Origin of the sequence: Bacteroides cellulosilyticus, assembly GCF_020091405.1 — a bacterium.
Taxonomy (GTDB): domain Bacteria; phylum Bacteroidota; class Bacteroidia; order Bacteroidales; family Bacteroidaceae; genus Bacteroides.
In genome coordinates, this window is the sequence record NZ_CP081903.1 from 368,979 (window position 1) to 391,678 (window position 22,700).

Sequence of the window (22,700 nt, forward strand, 5' to 3'; positions counted from 1 at the left end):
TCAACCTTCATCCTTATTTCTGATAATCCGGATTCTGCGTCAGATACGGGTTCGTGGTAAACTCATCCTGCGGAATGGGATACAATTTGTACTTATCGTTCACATCTTTACCCACATACGTACCAACTTCACCGTCGCTACTACCTTTCCAATCCCAGTTATATCCTTTTGTGAATTTGCCGAAGCGGATCAGGTCTGTACGACGCACCAACTCCATATTCATCTCACGGGCTCTTTCATCCAGAATGAAATCCAGATTCAACTGGCCGTCGGTAATACGACCGGATACCCCGTCACCATAGTTGCCGGACATATAAGCACGGTCTCTGATTTCATTTACATAACCCAGCGCCTCAGCACGCGTGCCTTCCGAAGCCCCGCGAAGAATAGCCTCAGCAGCCATCAGGTAAGCATCTGCCGTACGGAACATCGGGAGGTCTACAGACGAATACTTAGTACCGCCATCTACCAATTCCTTACGGTCCTTAGTTACATTTCTCCATTTGATGCACGCATAACCATTCTCAAAAGTCTTCTGGAAAGCCTTACCTTCTACCCAGGTTTCCTTTGTATGACCGATGGTAAAGAACTGTGCACGCTTATCCTTCTTATTATCTCCCCAGGGATCATTTTCATAGAAGGTTTGGTCAGCCTCATCAAACTTATCTACAAGCGCCACCTTCACACGGGCATTACCCCAGCCACGGCTACCTACTCCGGTTTTTACATAGCTATCCATCGGACCATTCATCAATGCTTTAATCAGGAAGTTGGTTCCGGCACTGCTCTGTGCATAGTCAGCATCCTGCACCAAGGGCCAGATGATTTCGGAGCAAGTATTGTTATCTGCCAGGAAGATGTGACGGTAATCAGAAGCCAACGGATAATTACCTTCCGTAATCACTTTCCTGGCATATTTATAAGCATTGGTATATTCATTCTTGCCTACCCATGTTTCGGCATTCAGATAGACACGTGCCAGGAGAAACCAAGCCGATACACGATCCACACGGCCATACTCATTCCGCTTCGGTTCTTTCAGCAAGGTTGTCAGTTCTTCCGTTTCGGAAACCACATAGTCGTAGATTTCCTGGCGGGTCTTCTGATGTGGAATCGTACCTACATCCATCGTTTCATCAATGAAGGGAGCCGAACCGTACAAGTCGCAAATCATGCTGTAGCAATAAGCACGGATGAAGCGTGCTTCGGCACGGTAATAAGGCATTTCAGCCTGCAAAGCATCGTATACGCCACGGGCTTTCAGCTTCCCTTCCGCACTTTCGCGCAAAAACTCATTACAGTAGTTAATGGCCATATACAGACGATAATATGAATAGCAAATAATCTTTGTCGAAGGGTCCCAGTTCATATACAACAGTGACAAACTTCCATGACTGCCACCGGAATGGAAAACGATCTCATCCGTACAAGCCTCTTGCAAATAGAACAGAGCACGTGTATAACCACTATAACCTTCATCAATACCCGGCACGTCGCCGTTTCCGCCATCACCACCCTTTTGTCCGGTCTGGATAAGGCTGGCATAACATTTTGCCAATACTCCGATGTATCCCTCAGGCGTAGAATAAACCTTCTCGCCCACCAACTCATTGTCGTCCAAAGGCAATGTATCCAAATCTCCCAGACAAGAAGAAAGAAGGAAGAGAGATACCAGACATATACTTGCTAACTTGAAATATTTCGTTTTCATTGTTTTCTGATTTTTCATGAATTAAAAATTAAAATTTACTCCCAGCATGAACATACGCGGGCGCTGATAGATGTTCTTATCGATACCGCTATAAATTTCCGGGTCAAGACCGCTATAGCCTGTCAGTGTACATACATTCTGCACGGTGAAAGAGAGACGAAGAGAGGTTTTTTCGTTCCACAACTTATCGAAGGTATGTCCTAACGTGATGTTGTCGATACGGAAGAAGTCACCTTTCTCCAGGAAGTAATCGGTATAGATGCGATCCTGCGTAAATCCGGTTTCAAGAGTAGAACGCAGAATATTGCTGGAAACGCCGGTTCCACCATAAAGTCCGTCCAAAGAATCGGAGGCTTTCACATAGTTATAAACATAAGCACCGAAGCTTCCATGTCCGTTGATACCCAAATCCCAGTTCTTATATGTCAAACGGGTAGAAAGACCGCAGTAGTAAGGAGCTTTGGAGCTTTTGCCGGTCACGTACTTGTTGGCATCTTCTTCGCTGCTGGTGACCGAACCATCTTTTGCGATATATTTGCCATCCAGCGGCTTACCATTATCGTCATAAGCCTGTTGCAACAGGTAGAAAGTATTCGGAGTTTCGCCTACCATGTGGACTTGCAGATATTTACCCGTACCACCGGCATTACCAGTCTTCACATAGTTATCTTCACGGTCGATGGTGTTCAGCTTCGTAATTTCGGAAGTATTCCAGGTAAAGTTACCGCTGACAGTCCATTCCCAATCCTTATTCTTCACGGGAATCACGTTGATACCGATTTCCAGACCTTTGCTCTTCATATTACCGATATTGGTTTCAATCATATTGGTAAAGTTGCTTCCGGCAGGAACGAATATCTTATTCAGCAGATCTTTGGTAGTACGCCAGTAGTAGTCAATCGTACCGGAGATGCGGTTGTTCAGGAAACCATAGTCGATACCGATATTATAAGTTTCGGTAGTCTCCCACTTGATGTTGGCATCGTAGCCATTGGGACGGTAAGTAGTGTACCATTGATCACCGAAGTAATAGCGGGATTCGTCATAAGACGCCGTATAAGTCGGCAGGTGCTGATAGTAAGAACCAATGGATTGCTGACCGGTCTGGCCGTAGCTCAAACGGAGTTTCAAATCGGACAGGGCTTTGAAGTTCGAGAGGAAAGCCTCTTCGTTCACACGCCAGGCTGCCGCAACTGAAGGGAAATACCCCCAACGGTTATCGGGAGAGAAACGTGAAGAAGCATCTGCACGCAGAGTAGCCGTCAGCATATAGCGTTGTTTCCAGGAGTAGTTTACACGTCCATAGAAAGAAAGCAGGTAAAGTTCGGCTTCGGCATGCTGGGGAGTAGCCAGTTCTTTGCCTTCGGTGTCGGTGGTTACACTATTATTCTTATACCAGAAACGTTGCCAGCCGTAACCACCCATAACATTGATGTGATGATCTTTCAGTTCCTTGTCGTAATTGGCATAGAAATCGAGCAAGGTGTTGCGCTTGGTCTGATGGTATTTATAGCGCTTGCCCGTACCGTCATTCTGATTACCAGTGTACATGGAGGGAGCAAGATCGGGCACATTTTCACGATTGTCATTCTTCTGGATGTCATAGCCCATATTCAGATTAAAGCGCAGGTCTTCCAATCCGTGCACCTTGTAGTCGAGGGCAATGTTACCGATAGAACGTTTTGTCTTTTCGAGTTTGTCAGCCAGTTCCAGATCGGCAACCGGATTTGCAGCGGCCAGCGTGATGGGTTTACCGCCATTCATCCATGTATAATATCCCAAACCTACATTACCTTCATAGTCTTCGTAAACGGGACGGGTAGGATCAAAAGAGATGGCACTGCCAATCACGCCTGTTGAAACCGGTTGATTATTCTCAATACTTCCCTTGACATTGATATCTACAGAAAGATGTTTATCAAAGAACTTCGGAGACAGACCTACACTGGCGTTGATACGCTCGTAGTTATTATTCTTCAATGTACCATTCTGGTTAGTATATCCTACGGATACACGGTAAGGCATATTCTTCAAAGCTCCGGTCATGGACAAGTTATGATCCGTACCCAGTGCCACGCGGTAGATTTCTTTCTGCCAGTCTACATCTGCACTGCCCAGCTTGAAAGTCTCCGGAGCATTGGCATGCTCGGCAAAAGCCTGACGGAATTCTTCGGTAGAAAGTACATCCATATACTGATATACATTGCTCACCGTCATGTTTCCGTTATAGTTGAACGACGGACGAGAGGTACCGTCGGCACTTCCCTTCTTGGTAGTGATGATAATGACACCATTGGAGGCACGCGAACCGTAAATAGCTGTGGCAGAAGCATCCTTCAATACTGTAAAGGAAGCAATGTCATTCGGATTGATGGCACTGATAGAAGTATTGCTTACGGGTACTCCATCGATAACAATCAGCGGATCATTATCTGCCGACAAAGAGGCTCCCATACGGATACGGATGGTACCGCCGCTACCCGGTGCACCATTGCCCGGCACGATATTCACACCGGCAACTTTACCCACCAGAGCATCTTCAGCAGTCAATTGCTTACCTTTGTTCAGCTCATCCGGTTTCACGGTCAGCAAAGATCCGGTCACGTCGCCTTTCTTCACCTGTCCGTAGCCGATGACTACTACTTCGTCCAGCAATTCGCTGTCTTCCTGCATGGTAACTACAATGAGAGGTTTGTTTGTCACGGTGATTTCCTGCCCTTTATAGCCGATACAGGTGACGGTAAGCACATTTCCGGTAGCCGCCTTCAGTGTAAAATTGCCGTCCACATCGGAAATCGTACCTATAGAAGTACCTTTAATAAGAATGTTAGCTCCGATAACCGATTCACCGGTAGCGTCCTTCACATGCCCTTTCACCACGATGTCTTGTGCTGAAAGCGACAGGGATAGTAGTAATCCCAACAAAGGGAGAAGTCCCTTGACAAGTCTAAAAATGTTTTTCATAAGGTTATTATTATAATTAATAAAAAATAATTCAGTCTTACCTTTGTACCTGTAGGGGCGAATCTCTGTTCGCCCGCACACGGCACAGACTTTTTTTCTATAATTCTCGCGTAACCTGTTTACCCGATAAAAACCAATACCCAAAGAAAATCTATTGTTAACTTTAATTTCTACGGCAAAGGTAGAGCATAACTTTCCGGATAAGAAAGTTGAGTAGATACGTAAAGTAGATATAAGTAGAAGTTTTTAAATGATAAGTGATTGAAGTACAACACAAAGTCACTTTCCTACATGAGTCAGGAAAGTAGATTTAAGTAGACATTTGAGGAAAAAAGAAAGAGGTTTTATTAGCCTATTTGCTGCACCGCTTCCATAAATTCATCCTTGGAAAGCAAAGATTTACTCCGCACTTTCAGACGATAGTTATACACCGTCTGGGCAGAATAATGAAGGAAGTTAGCAATCTTCCCACTATCTGTAATGCCCAATCTGATCAGAGCAAAGACGCGCAACTCGGGTGTCAGCAGTTCACCCTCCTTCGGACAGATACGCTCATCTTCCTGAAGCAAAGTATTGAACTGTTCTATGAACTTAGGATAGAGTTTCAAGAACACACTATCGAACGTGTAGAAGAATTCTTTCAACTCATTGGCAACAAAAGAAGAGGAATTGACAGTCTTATACAAATCATCCAATTGCCCGGTCTTGATTTTACGGGCAAGCATTTTCCGTTGTTCTTCCTGCTTGTTGATGTAGAGCGAACACATATTGAAGACGTAACCGATGTATTCTTCCTTCACCTGGTTGGACTCCTGCAACTTATCATTCAATGTATGCAGGTTTGCATTGATATGCTTGAGCTCCTCGTTCATATCGCTCACTGCCTTCCGGGCAACGTTCAGCCGTTTCATCTGATAGAAAATGAACATCAGGGCAATCAGCAGGATTATCAGCAGAACAGAAGTCAGGACGAACAAAGCAACCATCTGTGTTTTCTCCTGCCGCAACTTGTTCTCATAAGTCCGGCTAATAATAGGTAGCATTTCTGAAATCTCCTGTGTACGGTAGCGGGCATTACAGAATGTGGCATCCTGCATGGAACATTCTATATAGGTATAAGCACGGTTAATATCCCCTTCCTGAAACAAGAGGTTTGCCAGTTTCCAAAGAGAAATATATTCCTTCGTCGCTGCCTGAATGTCAGCGATAGCGGAAATAATCAGATACTTCTTCTGTAGTTCCGTCTTTCCCATCACACCATAAGCATTCGCCAGCCCGATGGAAGGAATAGCAACGCTATATCCTTTCTGTTTATGCGTCTCGTAACAACTGTTCAATATCCCAATGGCTTCATCGTATTTTTCTTCGTACAGAAGTTTCTCACTTTTCATCAGCAGATAGCCCTGCGAACCTGGCTTCCGGATATTGAGAATAGAATCTTTATACTGATAAGCAAGGCTCCGGTAATGATCTTTCATCTTATCGGAAAAAGCATAATCCGCCATTAACGTGTAAACCTGGTGATACTGATAATAATAGTAAGAAATGCCGGAAGCATCCAAGTCGCTGGATTTAATGCCGTCCAGTATCTCCAGCCCTTCCTTATACATGGCCACTCCTATCATGACTTCGGCCACATTCAGTTCTGCGGAATAAATGTGAAGGGGATTCTTCATGCGCTTGGCAAGCTCCACACGCTGGTTGGCAACCCACAAGGCGGAGTCCATGCGATAAGAACGGTATTTGCCGAACAATTCGCGATAGACATCAAAGCGTTCCTGGTCCGAATGAGGCAAACGGAGTTTCCGTTGCAAAGCATCTATCTGTTCCTGGCGTTCTAATGTATATTGAGGGCGGTTCCTGATAGACATATCAAGTACCCGAAGCAAAGAGTCTGTTTCATTGGCATAAGAATACAGGGACAGGGATACAAAGAAGACTGCCAAAATTACTTTCAGTTGCCTCATATGGATTTCTTTCACGGTTTAACAATAAATCTTCACGGACAAAAGTACGGAATAAATATTTGAAAAAGGAAAGTTTCCCTGTTCTTTCGGCAGAATTTTACCGATAACGTTTGACTTGCTTCGTTCACAATACTCGAAAGTGTAGCTTAGCACAGAAAGTCATTATCCCTCTTATAGCAGTATGCACATAATAATCTTATCATTAACTGTATCAGTAGACGTTTCTTTATCATCATGTCCTGATACAGTAGTCACTTCTTCCAAAGTCCTGCCGATAGAATAGACACAACTACGTGAGTTGTGCTGATTCTGCTGACAATGAATAATACCTGAAAACAAGTTATTTCAAGCAAGTCCGATTCCGCAAACGGAATACGTAAGAAGTATGTAAAAGCAGGTTATATATATTCACAAACACCCTTTTTATACAAAGGAAAATTATCACTGATTTTCAAGGCGCTACAAAGTATCAATTTCTTGTCGACAAGAAATTAGGAGTTTGTTTGCAAGAAGTTAACTTCCTGTCGACAAGCTCCTAACTTCCTGCAAAAGGAAAAACAGCAGATATTCCGCTTTCCTTACAGTGTGTGAACTGCATGATTGATAGATACAATAGGTCCAATATATACAGTTAATATTCGGAACATGAGTTATAAAGCATAGAGTATCACAGAGTTTAATCAAATTGAAATCAGAATAAATATAAGCAAGACTGAGAGAACACACGAGATATAAGAAGCCGACTTTATCATAGTGTACAAGTTCAAAGATATAAGTTAATTATTAATTTCTTTCCCCTACATATATCCCTTTTTCAGAAGCAGCACTTACCCGAAAACAGCCATATACGCCACCACTTATATTCCCGGTTATTGACGATGGAGCCGGAGTGTATGCACCGCCATCCGTACGGAACTGCTTCAACATCTGATCAAAAACATCATAACAACTCTTGGAAATGGTTTGCGCCCACACATATACAGAATCGCTCGAATGGTCATAACCCCAGCCATTAGGATAACCAAAAGCATTCTCTCCGTCATCTACGGCAAAGTCTACTACATTCTCCTGCAAGTGTTCATCACTTAAAACGGAATATCGCCAACGTGATTCTGCACCAAACAAAGTACCAGGTCTTGTGAATGGTTTAGCACGGGTATACGACCATGGAAAAAAAGAAAGTAAATAATAATTTTCTCCCGGAGGATTAATGAAGCTGATGCAGGGGGCAAAAGTCTCTCCCTTTTCGCCAAGATCCACTTTAGTTACCTTGAGATCAGTAATAATAAGAGCCGGTTCCATTTTCTGTACATCCGATTCAAAATGCTTACCAGCATAATATATATCTAATGAATACGAATGACCTTCAATACCATATAGCTTAGTTGTCACATACACCCCATCTGCTGCATTTTCAGATACACTATTTACATAATCTGTTTCATTCCGCTTCTTATCATAGTTATAATAGTCATAATACACAAAGTTTTCACGACGAGGTTTCACATATTGAAGCGTATCCCTGATACCCTCCGTAATATCTGTAATCACAATTACCGCATCATCTATTCCTTCATAATTATAATAATCACCCCCTGTAATTGCAGCAGGCCTGGTAAGATGAAAGAAATAGGGCGGACGCTCATTAGTTACAGTACCTTCAAAAACTATTGCATCCGAAACATAGCCCGACAAATCCACATCAAACACTTTCTCACAGCCCGACATAAGCAAGACTGAGAGAACACATGAGATATAAGAAGCTGACTTTATCATAGTGTACAAGTTCAAATATATAAGTTAATTATTAATTTCTTTCCCCTACATATATCCCTTTTTCAGAAGCAGCGCTTACCCGAAAACAGCCATATACGCCACCACTTATATTCCCGGTTATTGACGATGGAGCCGGAGTGTATGCACCGCCATCCGTACGGAACTGCTTCAACATCTGATCAAAAACATCATAACAACTCTTGGAAATGGTTTGCGCCCACACATATACAGAATCGCTCGAATGGTCATAACCCCAGCCATTAGGATAACCAAAAGCATTCTCTCCGTCATCTACGGCAAAGTCTACTACATTCTCCTGCAAGTGTTCATCACTTAAAACGGAATATCGCCAACGTGAATTCGCGCCAAATAAAGCACTAGGTTTCGAGAAGGTAAAATAAATATATGACGCAGGAAAGAAAGAAAGCAAATAATAATTTTCTCCCGGAGGATTAATGAAACTAATACAAGGTGCAAAGGTCTCCCCCTTTTCACCAAGATCCACTTTAGTTACCTTGAGATCAGTAATAACAAGAGCTGGCTCCATTTTCTGTACATCCGATTCAAAATGCTTACCAGCATAATATATATCCAATGAATAGGAATGACCTTCAATACCATATAGCTTAGTTGTCACATACACCCCACCAGCAGAATTCCTATATATCCCATTCACACTAGCTTCTTCCTTCCGCTTCTTATCATAATTATAATAGTCATAATACACATGATTTTCAAAACGAGGTTTCACATATTGAAGCGTATCCTTGATACCCTCCGTAATATCTGTAATCACAATTACCGCATCATCTATTCCTTCATAATTATAATAATCACCCCCTGTAATTGCAGCAGGCTTGGTAAGATGAAAGAAATAGGGCGGACGTTCATTAGTTACAGTCCCTTCAAAAACAAGTGCATCCGAAACATAGCCCGACAAATCCACATCAAACACTTTCTCACAGCCCGACATAAGCAAGACTAAAAGAACACACGAGATATAAGAAGCCGACTTTATCATAACTATCAGAATTTAAATGTATAAGTTAAAGAAGGCACAATGCCGTAAAGATATAATTTATACATAAGAGGCTGTGCAATGGAAAAGTTTCCATTACGCCCCGCATAAATGGAAAAAACATTTTCCCTGTTATATGCATTAATGATTGAAAGGGAAAGACTCCGATTCTTCCACTTATATGTTGTGGAGAAATCCAATTGGTGAAATGCCGGAGCACGATACCCGTTTCTACCGGAATAGATATAGAATACAGAGTGATGGAAATAATATTTTCCTACCGGCAACGTCAGATTCATTCCCGAAGCATAAGAAAAAGTAGATGACAGCGACCAATGAGAACCGATGTTCCAGTTCAGAAACAGTTTTAAATTATGCGGACGGTCATATATCGGTTTATATTTCTCGCCATTGATATTATTTCTTGCACGCGAAAGTGTATAACTAAGCCATCCGGTCAGGGCTCCCTGATTCTTTGAAAAGTACAACTCCAGTCCAGTCCCTTCAGCAGTGCCGCTCTCTACTTCCTTTTCAATCCGGTCATTCTGGAATATATTGGCATTTTCCACATAGTCCACCACATGGCGCATTTTCCGGATGTAAGCTTCTACTGACAAAGTATACTCTCTGTGCGGAAAGTTATATTCATAGCTAAGTGCTACCTGTCTCATAACAGATGGCTCCAATAACGCATTGGCAGGTATCCACATGTCCGAAGGGATTCCTACCGAGGAATTTGAGAGCATATGTATGCTTTGTGCCGCCTGTGTATAAGAGACAGCTATACGATTGGAAGGATTAAGAGTATAGGATAACTCTGCCCGCGGTTCGGGAACAACATACGTTTTTGCCCCATACGAAGAAGAGGACGGAGCATACAAAACGGATAAACGGACTCCGGCATTCAACTGGAAACGGGAAAGGAACTTATATTCACCCTCTGCATAGAAAGCCATATCCCACAAGGCCTTTTTGGGCAAACGGGAAGGTACCACATTCGATTCATCGCCATACTTTTCTACCGAACCGGGCATAGTGGTAAAGAAGTGTACGCTTGCTCCCGTCTTCAGGCTCAAGGAGTTATTCAAATGCGTTTCCCAGTCAGACTTCAACTGATAAGACTGCATATCCGATTTCCAAAGATATTGTAATCCGTCTGCCAAAGATTTATACCTATAATAATAATTACTGAAAACAGCACTTGTATTTATGTTAGTTCTATCATTCAGAATATGGTTCCATCTCACTGTAGCAGTGGCATTTCCCCAGTCCATACCATATCCCTTGATCAATTTATTGAAAACAGTATGGTCGCCTCCGCTATACAACGAAAAGAAAAGACGGTTACGGTCATCCAATGCCGTATTCACCTTAGCATTGACATCATAAAACCACATCTGTGGCTTAGAGGCCAGATCACCACCTAATAAACTGAGTGTGACTCCCGGATAACCAAATCTGCCGGAAACCAGATAAGAGCCTTTCTTCAAAGGACCTTCCAGCAATACTTTAGAGGCAATCAATCCCAGACTTGCACTCCGCTTGCGCTCTTTACTATTGCCTTCGCGCATACGGACATCGATAACCGATGAAGACCGCCCTCCATATTTCAGTGGAAAATAGGACTTATACAGGTCCACCTTTTGAATGGCATCATTATTAAATACAGAGAAAAAGGATAAAACATGAGTAGGATTATAGACCACAGCCTCATCCAGTAAGACCAGATTCCCCCATTGATTGCTTCCTCTCACAGAAATATTGTTAGCCCCTTCATTGCCACTCTGTACTCCCGGCAAAAATTGTAAAGTCTTTATTAAATCGGGCTCTCCTCCTACAACAGGCAGGGCTTGTATCTTCTGTGCATCCAACATAAATTGTCCGCTATGTTTTCGGGCTCCCAGTACTTCAACCCCTTTCAGCAAATAGTCATTAGGCTGCAAAGCTATATCGACCACTGCATTGCCCGATAGTTGCAATGTATCCGACCAAGTGGTATAGCCCAACATAGAACACTGAAGTACACACCTCCCCGTATGAAGGGTAATGGAATAGAGTCCGTATGCATTTGTAGCCATACCTGTACTCGAATTCTTTTCCAGTACATTGGCATCCGAGAGAGTCTCCCCTGTTTTCGCATCCGTCACACGTCCTCGTACTATCACTTTTTGAGCAAAGGCAGTGTGCAGACAGAAAAAGAGAAGAAACAAATATACAGATAAGACTTTCATTCGTTTTGCAGTTCTTTATCTAAAAGTTTAGTCAGTTCTTCATAAGAATTCGTAATATAAACCAAGCGATTATTAATTATAATGGTAGGAGTGGCAAAAAGTCCCCGTTCCATCAGTTTATCAATAGTATGGTTTACCTTATCATAAGTTTCGGCGGACAGCACATCTTGCTTATATGCGCCAACGTCCAATCCTAAAGCCCGGGCAAGGTCAAAGATATATGCAGAGTCCGGCAACGCATCATAGGAGAATATGGCATCATGAAACTCCCAGAATTTACCATATTTACCAGCCGCTTCACAAGCCAATGACGCAAGATTCGGTTCGTCGGCAAAATTAATAAAGCCAAATTTCACCCGGTCATGGTATTTATCATAAATACGTTTCAACGTTTTCTCAAATTCAGCACAACGTTTGCAATTGAAATCTGATGCTACTATCAAATGAGTAGCAGCATCAAGATTTCCTCTATATTGAACGCATAAATCGGCTACAACACAATTGGGCTGTTTAGGAGGATAGATATACCGCTTGATTTGTGCTCTATTAAATAGTGAATCTGCCAAATGCCGGATTAAAACACTCCGTACTCTGTTTTTGGCTAACAAATCCTCCATATATTCCTTTGTTGGATCGACCATAACACTATCAATATAAGCATTCAGAAACTCATCAGTGAGTACTCCCCGATCAATTGCCTCATACTCTATCAATTTTTGTTTGATTAAGTCGTCCAAGGCTCTTGACTTTATTTCATAAGCCATATTCAATAAATCGAAGGTCTCTTGGGTTGTCACCTGAGACAATTCGGATGCATAAAGCTTATGCCCGTTTATTTCTGCTACAACTTCCTTATTACCTTTAGAACAAGAGCAGAGTAACACAGTCAGCACTAATAATACATTTTTCATTTAATTAGCCATAACCCTCCCAGGATGATACCTATTCTTATTTTTAAAATAAGAGAGATCTGTATTGAATGTCAAGCTATACCATGTATTCTTTCCGGTATTCAAACCATATTCTCCATAGAAATGATCTGATAATAAATCTTTAGTAAAGGTATTTCCGGTATATAATTTAGCCCAGTTTTTATTACTTGAGTCTTCATCATCAAAATGGATTTTTCCCATTGTCGCAAGAGGAGAACCACAAATTACGCCATAATTTATCCGACTTCTAGGTCCAAAATTCCCACTTGCAATTGTACTCGGCACTCCCAATGCATCAGGGAAGGCCCAAGCTAAAACTGCATTATCATCTATCTTTGTATATCCTTTAGAAATAGCCCCTTTACCATTAAATTCAAGATTTGGACTTACCACCCTATTATCAGTATGTTTATCATCACAGTCATGATAACGAGCTACTATTTTCATCCAAGGATGATTAAAACTAAACCCCGGTCTGTAATAGTTTATATGATTAACAAGGAATACACCTCCCGGATAATATTGACTTGCTTCCGTTAAACAAAATTTCAAACGGACATTACCATTGCTATCAATGTATGAATCTCCTATCACACCCTCTGATTTAGAATTCTGCTTTGTATCTTCCGCATCAATATTAACTTCCAACTCCGTATAGACACCACACGAACCAATCTTAAAAACTCCTACGACATCATTAGAAGCACTGTAAACAGTTCGCATCACTTTCTCTTTTGCAATAGAGGTACGATTCATCAACTCAGTCACATAATCATCCATAAGCTTCTGAATAGTCTCTTCATCCGCAACTGTTTCAATCTTGACAGTATCAGCGTTTTCTTCCATTGACCTGGTTGATACTTCATAATCCGCAGCGGCCTTAGCCAACTCCATATCATTCTCTAATAAATCATAACTGTTACTGCATGAGTAGCACGTCAACACTCCTAAAAGAGTGAATAATAAATGTTTTTTCATGTCTTTGAATGGTTAAGCAACACCATAAGCTCTAAATTAAGTAAGTCAAATAGTGAAATCTCCGTATAGAATCACCTTTCCAATAGTCATCTCCAAACGGTAATTTTCTCCTCCTTGCAATAGTCCTGCCATATTCAGTACAATATTATCCGAAGCTCCATATAGTCCTGAATAAATTACGTCATTGGTTGAAAGATTAGTCACGGAAATAAAAGCATCATCTGAGCAGTTCTCAAAATTAAGTAATAGCAATTCATTGCTGAGATCTAAATAGGCGGAAGCAAATAAACCGGCAGAGCGTAATGTTCCATCAGAAGTAGTACTCTTCTTCAGTACAATACTCTTTCCAGACTCTTGTACAGTTGCACCTCCATTTACAAATGATAATAGAAATAAAAACAGTAATAAAGTTTTTGCTCTCATAGGTATGTGATATAAATTATTGTCGCAAATAACTTAATCATTTATATAAGAACAAAAAAACATGAAGTAACAATGGTAACAATAAATATAAAACAGCAGTAACAATGGTAACAAATTGCGTTCTAAATCACTAATTTTCAGCAACCAAAGATTTGTTCAAACAGTTCAATATCCATTTTGGTCCTAATGCGGCTTTTTCTCATTTTTATCGCATCCGGAGTAGAGTCCATTATATCCCAAATAACATCTTTGGAGGTATTCAGAAGAGTTAAAATACAATATAATAAATCGTCATTAGTCAAGGCCGTACAACGCTCCTTAAACCCGGCCATAACATCTATAAAGGTTCTTCGAATATCATTGATAATCTTCATCCTATAATTAGCAACTAACGAAATACGTTTTTTAGGAGATGAGTTCTCAAGTTCATATAGTTTTTTATAACCGTTAGTCGTTTTAAACAGAGATATGCAAATCTCCAATCGTTCTTCTTCCAACTTGCATAATTCTACCCCCTTATCTTCAGCTGTAGCATCAGGCTCTTCATTTAATAACATGACCTCAGTACGGTTCTTTGTTAATTGCTGTTGCAAGGATACGTATTTCTTTTGCCGGATCCTATCACGCCACAAGTATAGTACAACCAAAATAAATACCAGACACAAAAAAACAACAACTAGGATTACAACTACCTGCTGATTTTTAACAGACAGTTTATATTTATGCAATTCAACCAAATGATTGTCCATCAGTTCATCAAGCTCTGCACGGTCATTCATTATCTGAATAGAATCATAGAAGATTATAAAGGAATCAGCATACAAGGTAGATTTCTCCCAATCTCTCATTCTTTTACTCTCTTGAAAAAGAGAATGATAAGATGATGTTTTAGCGTATATATTAGATGACCTTGCTCCTATATTCCAATAATAAGCGGCAGAATCTTTCTTATTCAGATGATTCATTATATCCCCCTTAACAGAGCAAGCCGCGGTATACCCCTCACCTTCGGATAAATAAACCAAGGCTTTCGATATACAGGTATCAGCATCTACGAATTTATTTTGTTCATTATAAAGAGTAGCCATATTTTTATATACAGCCGACACCATAGCCGAATTATTCAAAGAAAGAGCTATGGGTAATGCCTTTTTGTAATAATAGTACGTACTGTCCCATTGTTGTCCCAATAAAAAAGCATTTGCTATATTCTTCAGATTATAACATGTACGCAAAGAATCTCGGCCTATACACAAGGCATACGCTTCTTTATACATAGATAAGGCAGTCTTATTCAGATCCTGCTCACTATAGCAATCGCCTAAATGACTATATATCATAGATAAAAATACAGGGTCTTTTCCTTTAGGCATTATATCTAGAGCCTTCAAATAAAAATCAATAGCTGCCGGAAGCTTTCTTTGCTCCAAATAAACACAACCCAAATAGAAATAAGACTTCGCAAGTCGCTCCTGATTCTTACTGTTTCTATAATAGTCTATTGCTATCTTTATTAAGGAATCATTCTGTACCAATATATAATTCTTATACCTCGCCTGTGTTAACAACAAACAGTACAAAGCCCGGTTTCCTTTCTTTATTTTCTGCGGATCGGATATTTGTTCAAGCAGATAAAGTGAACTGTCAGGACGCGATTGCATCAAAGAGTCAGCTGACAGTAAAATAGAATTAGCAAAATGAGAGTTATTCCTGCATGAATAAAGTAAAGGCATTATTGTCAATAAGAAAAAAGGCAAGAGCTTCTTCATAATAGTTAGTTTTATCGTTATAGGTTCACAAATATAATAACAAATCAGAAATAAACGGAGTCGTAATATTTACTTATTATGATTATTTCATATTTCCACAGAGGAAAGACATACGTATTTCCATATCTAAATGAACTACTTTTAGACAATACAACAGAAATCAGAACAAATAAAACTTTCATGTTATCCTTTAACCCATCCAAACAAAATATTTCGTATATTTGAAAAATGAATCACCCAGAAGATTGTCTAACCCTAAAACAATCTATAGATATGAAGACAATACTACTTTTTTTACTTCTCTGCATAAGCCTCAGCACATCTGCCCAAACAGCCGATGAACGTGCCGGAACTTACATGAATCAGGCAGACTGGTTCAGTCTGCAACGCGAATTCGCTATTAACAAAGACTCCCTACATCCTTTCCTGCAAGAATTCGGTCAGGCACTACTGGATAATTTCTTCAACCGCCCTGAAGCTGCCTGCGAATCCATAGGCAAATTGCTGAACGAACAACAAAATAATATGGGATTTGAGAATACAGCTTCCATGATATACTTACTATCCGAAAACCTAAGCAAACTGGGAGCTAACGACCAAGCTGCCGAAACGCTGAAAAGTTTTTGTGACCAACTGGAAGGTCAGGTGGACAGCGCTTTCCTTGCCGGCTACCGGACAAGGGAATGTCAATACCGGGCGCTGGCGAAATACGACCTATACCAATGGAACAAAGCGGATAACGATCTTATCCTCCCCTTCCGCATAGACAGTATAGGAACCAAAGGTTCTACCGCTATTACCCTGCAAGGAGAACTAAACGGAAAAGAACGAAACTATACACTGGATACCGGTGCCGGAGTCAATGTAGTGACACCCGAAGTAGCGGAAGCCTGCGGTATGAAGATGCTGGATGTGGAGATTACGGCATATGGAATACGAGCGGGCAGTGGGCATCTTGCCTTGGCAGAAGAAGTAAGAATAGGTGATCTCGTGATCCGGAACGTACCTTTCTATGTACTGGATATGAAGACCGGAGAAGAAAAAGCAGACCGCTATATGAAGCATTTGGAAGCTATCATCGGATTGCCTTTACTTAATCAGCTCCAGGAAATCAGACTGGATTTCCTTACCAACCGGCTGACTATTCCCAAAGTCCTGACTCCCGCACCGACGTTTGCACCGAATATCTGCCATACAGGGAAGAATATTCTTGATCTGGAAGTAGTGTATAACCAAGAACTGTTACGTATGAACTTCGACAGTGGTTCCGGCGTCAGCCAACTGAACTACGATTATTTCAAGCGACATAAAGATCGCATTGAGCAAATAGCGGAAAAGGATTCTATGAGAATGGCAGGTTTCGGCGGAACAACACGAGTTTGTGTCTACAAGATGCCGGGTGGAGGATGCTTCCAGATAGGAGAATATACAGGATGCATCGATAGCCTGAATGTAGTGGCAACACCCGAAGAAGATGCTCTTCATTTTGTTGGAGACGGAGTAGCAGGAATGGATTTCTTCCGGAGCTTCAACACCATTACTATTAATCTGAAGGACATGTTCGTAAAAACCACTCCGAAAAAACAAGAGAGAAACGCAATGATCTACGATAGCAAAAAGCTACGCTTAAAGTTACCGGAAGACAAACTGAATATAACGGATATATTATTGGGGATAGCGAATGTATATCTGGACTACTGGAACCAGCATCGCTAAATACTCTACACACAACTCCCCCCTTTCTGTCGAAAGGCACTTGTAGCCCGTAGCTCGTAGCTACTTCATCTTCTGCGACGTCCGAACAAGTCCTTTATCCCATCCAAATCAAAACCTAACGTAAAACGAAGTGTCTGGTCGAGCGGATTACTTTGTGCCGTAGATACCAGATAAGCAGCATCCAACGAGAATACGCTCATCTTGAATCCTGCACCAAAAGAAAAATATTTGCGGTTTCCTTTGTTCTCATGTTCCCAGTGATAACCGCCACGAATGGAGAACTGTTCGTGATAAGTATATTCCAATCCCAAAGACCACTGTATCTCCTGCAATTCTTCCTTGAAGCCACCGGGAGCATCACTGAAAGACTTAAAGATCCCCTTAATGGGAGAAATATCATTATAATCACGGTCCAAACGTTCTTCATACTCTTCCTGAGACTCATCTTCTCCACGAACAGGACGGGTAGGAACCATATACTTATTGGCATCAAAACTAACTCCGATTGTATTATAATCATCTATCGGGAATAACAGGGAAGCACCCAAACGTAAGTTGGTAGGCAAGAACTGACTGGTATTACCACTATCATAAGAAATCTTCGTACCGATATTGGAAGCATTCAGCCCGAAAGAAAGCATACACTCCCGTTGGGCAAGTATGACGTAATTCGTATAATAGAAGGCAATATCGGCAGCAAAAGCAGAGCCGGCGGAAACGTCTTCATCTTCCCTGTACGCCAAGTCAGAATAAATGTATCGCAAGGCAACCGCAGCAGAGAAATGTTCGGAAAGCATACGGGAGTACGCCACATCTACCGCCATTTCATAAGGTTTAATGGTATATCCGGGAGAATTCTCATCCTGATACGCTACGGGCACTTCACCCAAAGAGAAATAACGCAAAGAGCCGCTGACAGCCTGATAATCTCCGATACGGTAGTAGCCTGCCAGATATGCCAGATCAATATCATTCACCAACTTGCGCAACCAAGGTGTATAGGAAACCGCTACTCCGGCACGGCTGATCGTAAACGGATACTTAGCCGGATTCCAGTATTGAGAGTTTACGTCCGGATCTGTAGCCGCACCCACATCTCCCATACCACCGCCACGGGAGTCAGGGGCAATACCCAAAGAGTTAACACCGGTATTAACGGGATTAAACTGATTCTTGTCCTGGGCAAGAAGGTTTGCGGACAAGAAGGCTATGAGTAAGAGTAAGATAGATTTCTTCATACAATATCATTTAATTTTTCATCCGCAGATAACACAGATTTAAAAGCTATGCAAAAGAATATCCGCATAATCTGCGTCATCTGCGGATGAAAAATATCTTTTATACTAATAAAACAGAAAATCCCCCTGTTTATTGTGACAGGATAATGATTTTCTGTGATTTCGTACTTTCGCGACTACCGTCGGAGACAATAGATGCACGATACAGATAAACACCCGGTGCCAGACGTTGCCCGCCATTACTGCACAAATCCCATTCCACATAATAAGTTTGTCCTTCAGATACTCCCTTCTCCAGATGTGTCCACATTTCCCGTCCGGCAAAATCGTATACGGACATACGGACCGCAAGCGTGGAACCGGGGCGATTGTGAGAAAGAACGAATGTAGTACTTTCACGGGCAGGGCTCTGTGTACAAATAACAGAGAACAGACCGGGACGCAATCCGCGAACCACCTCAAACTCCAAAGTCTTTGTAGAGGAATTATTCAGCAAATCCCAGGCACGGAACGACAACGTATGTTTGCCCTCAGTGAGTTCGGGCACAGAAAAGTATACCGTTCCCCGGGTATAGTCTCCCGCTACCGGAGTATAATAATCATTCAGATTATAAGTCAGCACCGCACTGCCGTCAATACAAAGTGAAAGATCATGCCCGATGCCATTACCAACCGTATTGATACCATCCGCATCTTCCAATTCCGCCACAAACAACGGGGTGGTATTGGTTTGTCCACCGGGACTAAAGTCCGGCGTATTCAGATAAACGGTTATCTTAGGTCCTAATGTGTCCGTCAGAGAAACACCATCATCCGTTCCACCCACCAGGAAGCGGTCGAAAGCTCCACCGGCTTCATGAGAATGAACGGCATCCAGAGCATAAAGGCTCAATAAACCTTCCTCATCGGAATAGTTGATATCCAACGGCACGGGGAAAGTAAATTCAAACCGTCCCTGACGAACCGAGTCACTGCCGGAGAAAAGAGTTTTGCTGCGCTCGGTATAAGTGAAAGCTCCCTCATCACGATTATCAAGAGTCGTCACTTCTTCCTTACTATCCAACACTGTAGGATGCACTGTACCGGTAAAGTCTTCAGCCAAAGCTCCCTCGGGAGTCAGGATACGTCCTTTTACTGTAATCTTGCTACCGGCTTTCACCTGCGGATAGACGCTCGTTTCTTCTGCCACATTCACACCCGCAAATTCGTCTACCTGCACCTGGTAATCGGGATATGCCAAAGTCAGGGCAGGGTCGCCAATCAGAGAGAAGTTCAGTTTATTCCTATCGTTAGCCAAAGATTCATCGCACTTGGAAAGCCGCATGATGTCTCCAAGACGCAAACGTTTACCTTCGGGACGCGAAAAAATATGACGGAGGAAAGCCTGATTCAACGTGGAGTTTTGCGAAGCATATACCACCCGCGATGTAGTGAGTAAAGCTATAGCACCACCTTTAGTATTCAGGAAAGCCTGCTCTCCGGCAGAAGTTTGTATATCATCAAAACGGGTAAAGTCACAGGTGGCGGTAATCCATAGAGGAAGGCGGGGAGACGTCATTTTAGTGATGTCAGCCATCGTCAGCAGATTCTCTGCCGCCCATGCAGAAGTACTTCCATGACCTGTATAGTTGACTACCAACATTCCCCTGTTAAATAACTGCAAGAGGCGCTTCGTAGCATCAGGATAAGTTTCTCCGGTAGCGGAAGATTCACGATGGAAAGCATCGGCATAGATCCGGTTGACAAGCAGAGAAGGATAATTTCTCTCGGTGTAGCTTGCCAATAATTCAGATTGAGAAGCATGCATATTCTTATCTCCGTCATCAGCTACATAGCAAACTGTATGTTTCCACGGACCCGCCTGTTTATTTTCCATATAAGCAATTGTCTTATCTACAGCAGCTTTTGCCTCAGCCGCCGTACGAACGGGGAAACGTCCGATGCCAATATCCAACATACCGGTTGTAAGATCATCACCTTCTTCATCATCCAGAAAGCCGAAGTAATCGTCAGTTACATAGGAAGAAGTCTCTTCCAAAGAAGCTTCCGATTGATAAGATAGCAGAAAGTTTTCAGGCCGGTAACTCTTCCAGGAAGAAGTCAGCATACGATTGTCGTAGCTGCAATCTCCGAAGAATAACAGGTATTTGGGACGTTCAGCTTCATTCGGAAAGCGATCATACAACATCTTCATCAGACGGCGATAAGCCGTTCCATCCGGTGTACCGGAGGAAAACTCATTGTAGATTTGCGGAGCGGTAAGGACAAGGACGGACAATCCGTCTTTCTCACGATGGGCTTGTGCCAGTCGTTCCGCCTGTGCCAGCAGGTCTTTCCGGTCGGGAGCAATGATAATCATATCCGTAGCTTCCAGAGAATGCAGATTCTGGTTCGCAACCCCACCTACGTTTTCCACTGTATCAAAGCCTCCCGCTTCGGGAGTGATGGCAACAAACTCACGCAACTCTCCTGCGGGAATGGTAAATGTATAGGTGCCATCAGCAAAACTGCCTTCTATCCTGCCAATGTTTGCAGGATTGGTTACATCCCACACAACAGTAGAAGCTGTGGCACCGGAAAGAACGAACGTCGTCTCCTTATGAATGGAAGCCAAAGAGCGAAAAGTGAGATAAGGAGTGTTCAACGTAAGTGCACGCATATAGTTTAAGGCGATGTAATCCAGACGCCCCGATGTACCCGAAGGGCGGGTATGGGTGATGGTTACAACTGTATTTTCCGACTTAGTCCCTTGCCAGGAGCCATTCATCGTTGCAGAAGTAGCTCTGGTATAATATTGATTATCGGAATCGATGGATGCCAGTGCGATGTTTCCTTTCTGTTCACCGTTCACTGAAACAGAGTAGCTGGTAGACGCATCAATGGAGCGGGCGGCAAAGACAGTAGTCAACCATCCGGCAGCTTCCGGCACAATGCCCGGCAAGTTCAGCGTATAACTTTTCGTATTTCCGGCCACATAGTCATAATCTTCATAAAGCTGCCTGCCGGTACCTGCCCAACTATATGCATCTTTTTCATAGATAGCAAAGGAATTGAAAGTCGTCAGTCTGTTGGCCGAGGTCTCTTTCAAGGAAGAGAATATTTCAGTTTCCATTTCCGGAATATCCTCCCGATCAGTCAGGAAGTAATACCCTTCATCGGAGTAGAAGTTGCGCTCGCGGACAAAGTAAGTATTTTGGCTATCCGGCGTCCAGGATACAGTGCCACGACCATAAAACAACACACCATCTGACAAACGCAACAAAGGCACTTCGGGTAAGTCAGCTGCCGGATGTTCATTGAAACGTTGGGACAGCAAATAACCGCCATAACCAAATACGCGGACTTTTTCGGGTCTTGAGAATCCCATCTTTTTTAATTCGGCATTCGTGATTTTAAAGACTCCGGTATTTCTCACACTTATCTTCGTCCAACGGCCGGAAGCAAGAAGTGATGTTGTACAATCCTTTAGAGGTACTTCGGATAAAGTTGTTTTCAGATTTCGGGTAGCTGTCTCCTCTCCCATTTTATCTTTCTTAGGAAAAGAATTCACGGATAGTTTGAAAGAATTCAGCCGTTGATAACTTCCTTCACGAAAAACAACAGGAACAAAACTTATGGAGAGAAAACCGCGGTGTGTGGAGACCTTGATGGAAGAGTTTATCTGTGGAGATGCCGGCAAGCCTTCCCGGAAAGCCACATTTTCATTGGGTAGCTGACGTAAACTGTCGAGTCGCATCTCCAATGCTGCCACCTCACTCCGGTTTAATTTCTGATATTCCGGAAACTCTATTTCCACCTGATAGGTAAAGGAACGGAAGTTGGTCCCCAAAGGGAGTTCACGCGTCACTACGGGAAGCGTCTGTGCAGGAGACAATTCCTGCCAGTTCAGCGTAATGAATTCTTGCGCTGAAACCGGAAGAAGAAAAGCGATAAAGCAACAAAGCAACCAGCAACGTTTGATAAACATATCGTAATAA

13 protein-coding genes are annotated in these 22,700 nt (G+C 42.4%); 1 reads left to right on the forward strand and 12 read right to left on the reverse strand.

The window, feature by feature from the left end; all coding sequences use genetic code 11:
- Positions 1-13: 13 nt before the first annotated feature.
- The 10 genes from K6V21_RS01245 to K6V21_RS01290 all read right to left on the reverse strand — a co-directional run bounded on the left by K6V21_RS01245 (position 14) and on the right by K6V21_RS01290 (position 15,535).
- Positions 14-1,711 carry a RagB/SusD family nutrient uptake outer membrane protein gene (locus K6V21_RS01245; RefSeq protein ID WP_224320615.1) on the reverse strand — a complete coding sequence of 566 codons (1,698 nt, stop codon included), beginning with the start codon at positions 1,709-1,711 and terminating at the stop codon, positions 14-16.
- Positions 1,712-1,732: 21 nt separating this feature from the next.
- Entirely contained in the window at positions 1,733-4,675 is a 2,943-nt protein-coding gene (locus K6V21_RS01250; RefSeq protein WP_224320616.1) for a SusC/RagA family TonB-linked outer membrane protein, read from the reverse strand.
- 347 nt (positions 4,676-5,022) lie between these two features.
- Positions 5,023-6,642 (reverse strand): DUF6377 domain-containing protein, encoded by a 1,620-nt coding sequence (locus K6V21_RS01255; RefSeq protein ID WP_224320617.1) that lies wholly within the window; start codon positions 6,640-6,642, stop codon positions 5,023-5,025.
- Between the two features lie 783 nt (positions 6,643-7,425).
- Positions 7,426-8,418 (reverse strand): DUF4249 family protein, encoded by a 993-nt coding sequence (locus K6V21_RS01260; RefSeq protein WP_224320618.1) that lies wholly within the window; start codon positions 8,416-8,418, stop codon positions 7,426-7,428.
- A gap of 31 nt (positions 8,419-8,449) precedes the next feature.
- On the reverse strand, positions 8,450-9,439 hold the full coding sequence (locus K6V21_RS01265; protein WP_224320619.1) for a DUF4249 family protein: 990 nt from the start codon (positions 9,437-9,439) through the stop codon (positions 8,450-8,452).
- Positions 9,440-9,444: 5 nt separating this feature from the next.
- Positions 9,445-11,667, reverse strand: a complete 2,223-nt coding sequence (locus K6V21_RS01270) for a TonB-dependent receptor (protein ID WP_224320620.1) — start codon at positions 11,665-11,667, stop codon at positions 9,445-9,447.
- A complete protein-coding gene (locus tag K6V21_RS01275; protein ID WP_224320621.1) occupies positions 11,664-12,578 on the reverse strand; it encodes a thioredoxin domain-containing protein in 915 nt (304 codons plus the stop codon). The genes K6V21_RS01270 and K6V21_RS01275 overlap by 4 nt, the downstream gene beginning before the upstream one ends.
- Positions 12,579-13,577, reverse strand: coding sequence for a hypothetical protein (locus K6V21_RS01280; RefSeq protein WP_224320622.1), 999 nt, complete (start codon positions 13,575-13,577; stop codon positions 12,579-12,581).
- A 45-nt stretch (positions 13,578-13,622) separates the two neighbouring features.
- Entirely contained in the window at positions 13,623-14,000 is a 378-nt protein-coding gene (locus K6V21_RS01285) for a DUF3244 domain-containing protein (protein ID WP_224320623.1), read from the reverse strand.
- Between the two features lie 137 nt (positions 14,001-14,137).
- Positions 14,138-15,535 carry a tetratricopeptide repeat protein gene (locus K6V21_RS01290; RefSeq protein WP_224320624.1) on the reverse strand — a complete coding sequence of 466 codons (1,398 nt, stop codon included), beginning with the start codon at positions 15,533-15,535 and terminating at the stop codon, positions 14,138-14,140.
- Between the two features lie 507 nt (positions 15,536-16,042).
- Between K6V21_RS01290 and K6V21_RS01295 the strand changes: the two genes are divergently transcribed.
- On the forward strand, positions 16,043-17,485 hold the full coding sequence (locus tag K6V21_RS01295; protein WP_224320625.1) for a retropepsin-like aspartic protease: 1,443 nt from the start codon (positions 16,043-16,045) through the stop codon (positions 17,483-17,485).
- A gap of 65 nt (positions 17,486-17,550) precedes the next feature.
- Here K6V21_RS01295 and porV read toward each other — a convergent pair whose 3' ends face one another.
- Positions 17,551-18,723 (reverse strand): type IX secretion system outer membrane channel protein PorV, encoded by a 1,173-nt coding sequence (gene porV, locus K6V21_RS01300; RefSeq protein WP_224320626.1) that lies wholly within the window; start codon positions 18,721-18,723, stop codon positions 17,551-17,553.
- Positions 18,724-18,853: 130 nt separating this feature from the next.
- Entirely contained in the window at positions 18,854-22,690 is a 3,837-nt protein-coding gene (porU, locus tag K6V21_RS01305; RefSeq protein WP_224320627.1) for a type IX secretion system sortase PorU, read from the reverse strand.
- Positions 22,691-22,700: the final 10 nt, after the last annotated feature.

Coding starts and splice junctions, on each gene's coding strand:
- K6V21_RS01255 (WP_224320617.1), bottom strand. CDS start 6,642: ATGAGGCAACTGAAAGTAATTTTGGCAGTCTTCTTTGTATCCCTGTCC.
- porV (WP_224320626.1), bottom strand. CDS start 18,723: ATGAAGAAATCTATCTTACTCTTACTCATAGCCTTCTTGTCCGCAAAC.
- K6V21_RS01275 (WP_224320621.1), bottom strand. CDS start 12,578: ATGAAAAATGTATTATTAGTGCTGACTGTGTTACTCTGCTCTTGTTCT.
- K6V21_RS01245 (WP_224320615.1), bottom strand. CDS start 1,711: ATGAAAACGAAATATTTCAAGTTAGCAAGTATATGTCTGGTATCTCTC.
- K6V21_RS01295 (WP_224320625.1), top strand. CDS start 16,043: ATGAAGACAATACTACTTTTTTTACTTCTCTGCATAAGCCTCAGCACA.
- K6V21_RS01285 (WP_224320623.1), bottom strand. CDS start 14,000: ATGAGAGCAAAAACTTTATTACTGTTTTTATTTCTATTATCATTTGTA.
- K6V21_RS01250 (WP_224320616.1), bottom strand. CDS start 4,675: ATGAAAAACATTTTTAGACTTGTCAAGGGACTTCTCCCTTTGTTGGGA.
- porU (WP_224320627.1), bottom strand. CDS start 22,690: ATGTTTATCAAACGTTGCTGGTTGCTTTGTTGCTTTATCGCTTTTCTT.
- K6V21_RS01260 (WP_224320618.1), bottom strand. CDS start 8,418: ATGATAAAGTCAGCTTCTTATATCTCATGTGTTCTCTCAGTCTTGCTT.
- K6V21_RS01270 (WP_224320620.1), bottom strand. CDS start 11,667: ATGAAAGTCTTATCTGTATATTTGTTTCTTCTCTTTTTCTGTCTGCAC.
- K6V21_RS01280 (WP_224320622.1), bottom strand. CDS start 13,577: ATGAAAAAACATTTATTATTCACTCTTTTAGGAGTGTTGACGTGCTAC.
- K6V21_RS01265 (WP_224320619.1), bottom strand. CDS start 9,439: ATGATAAAGTCGGCTTCTTATATCTCGTGTGTTCTTTTAGTCTTGCTT.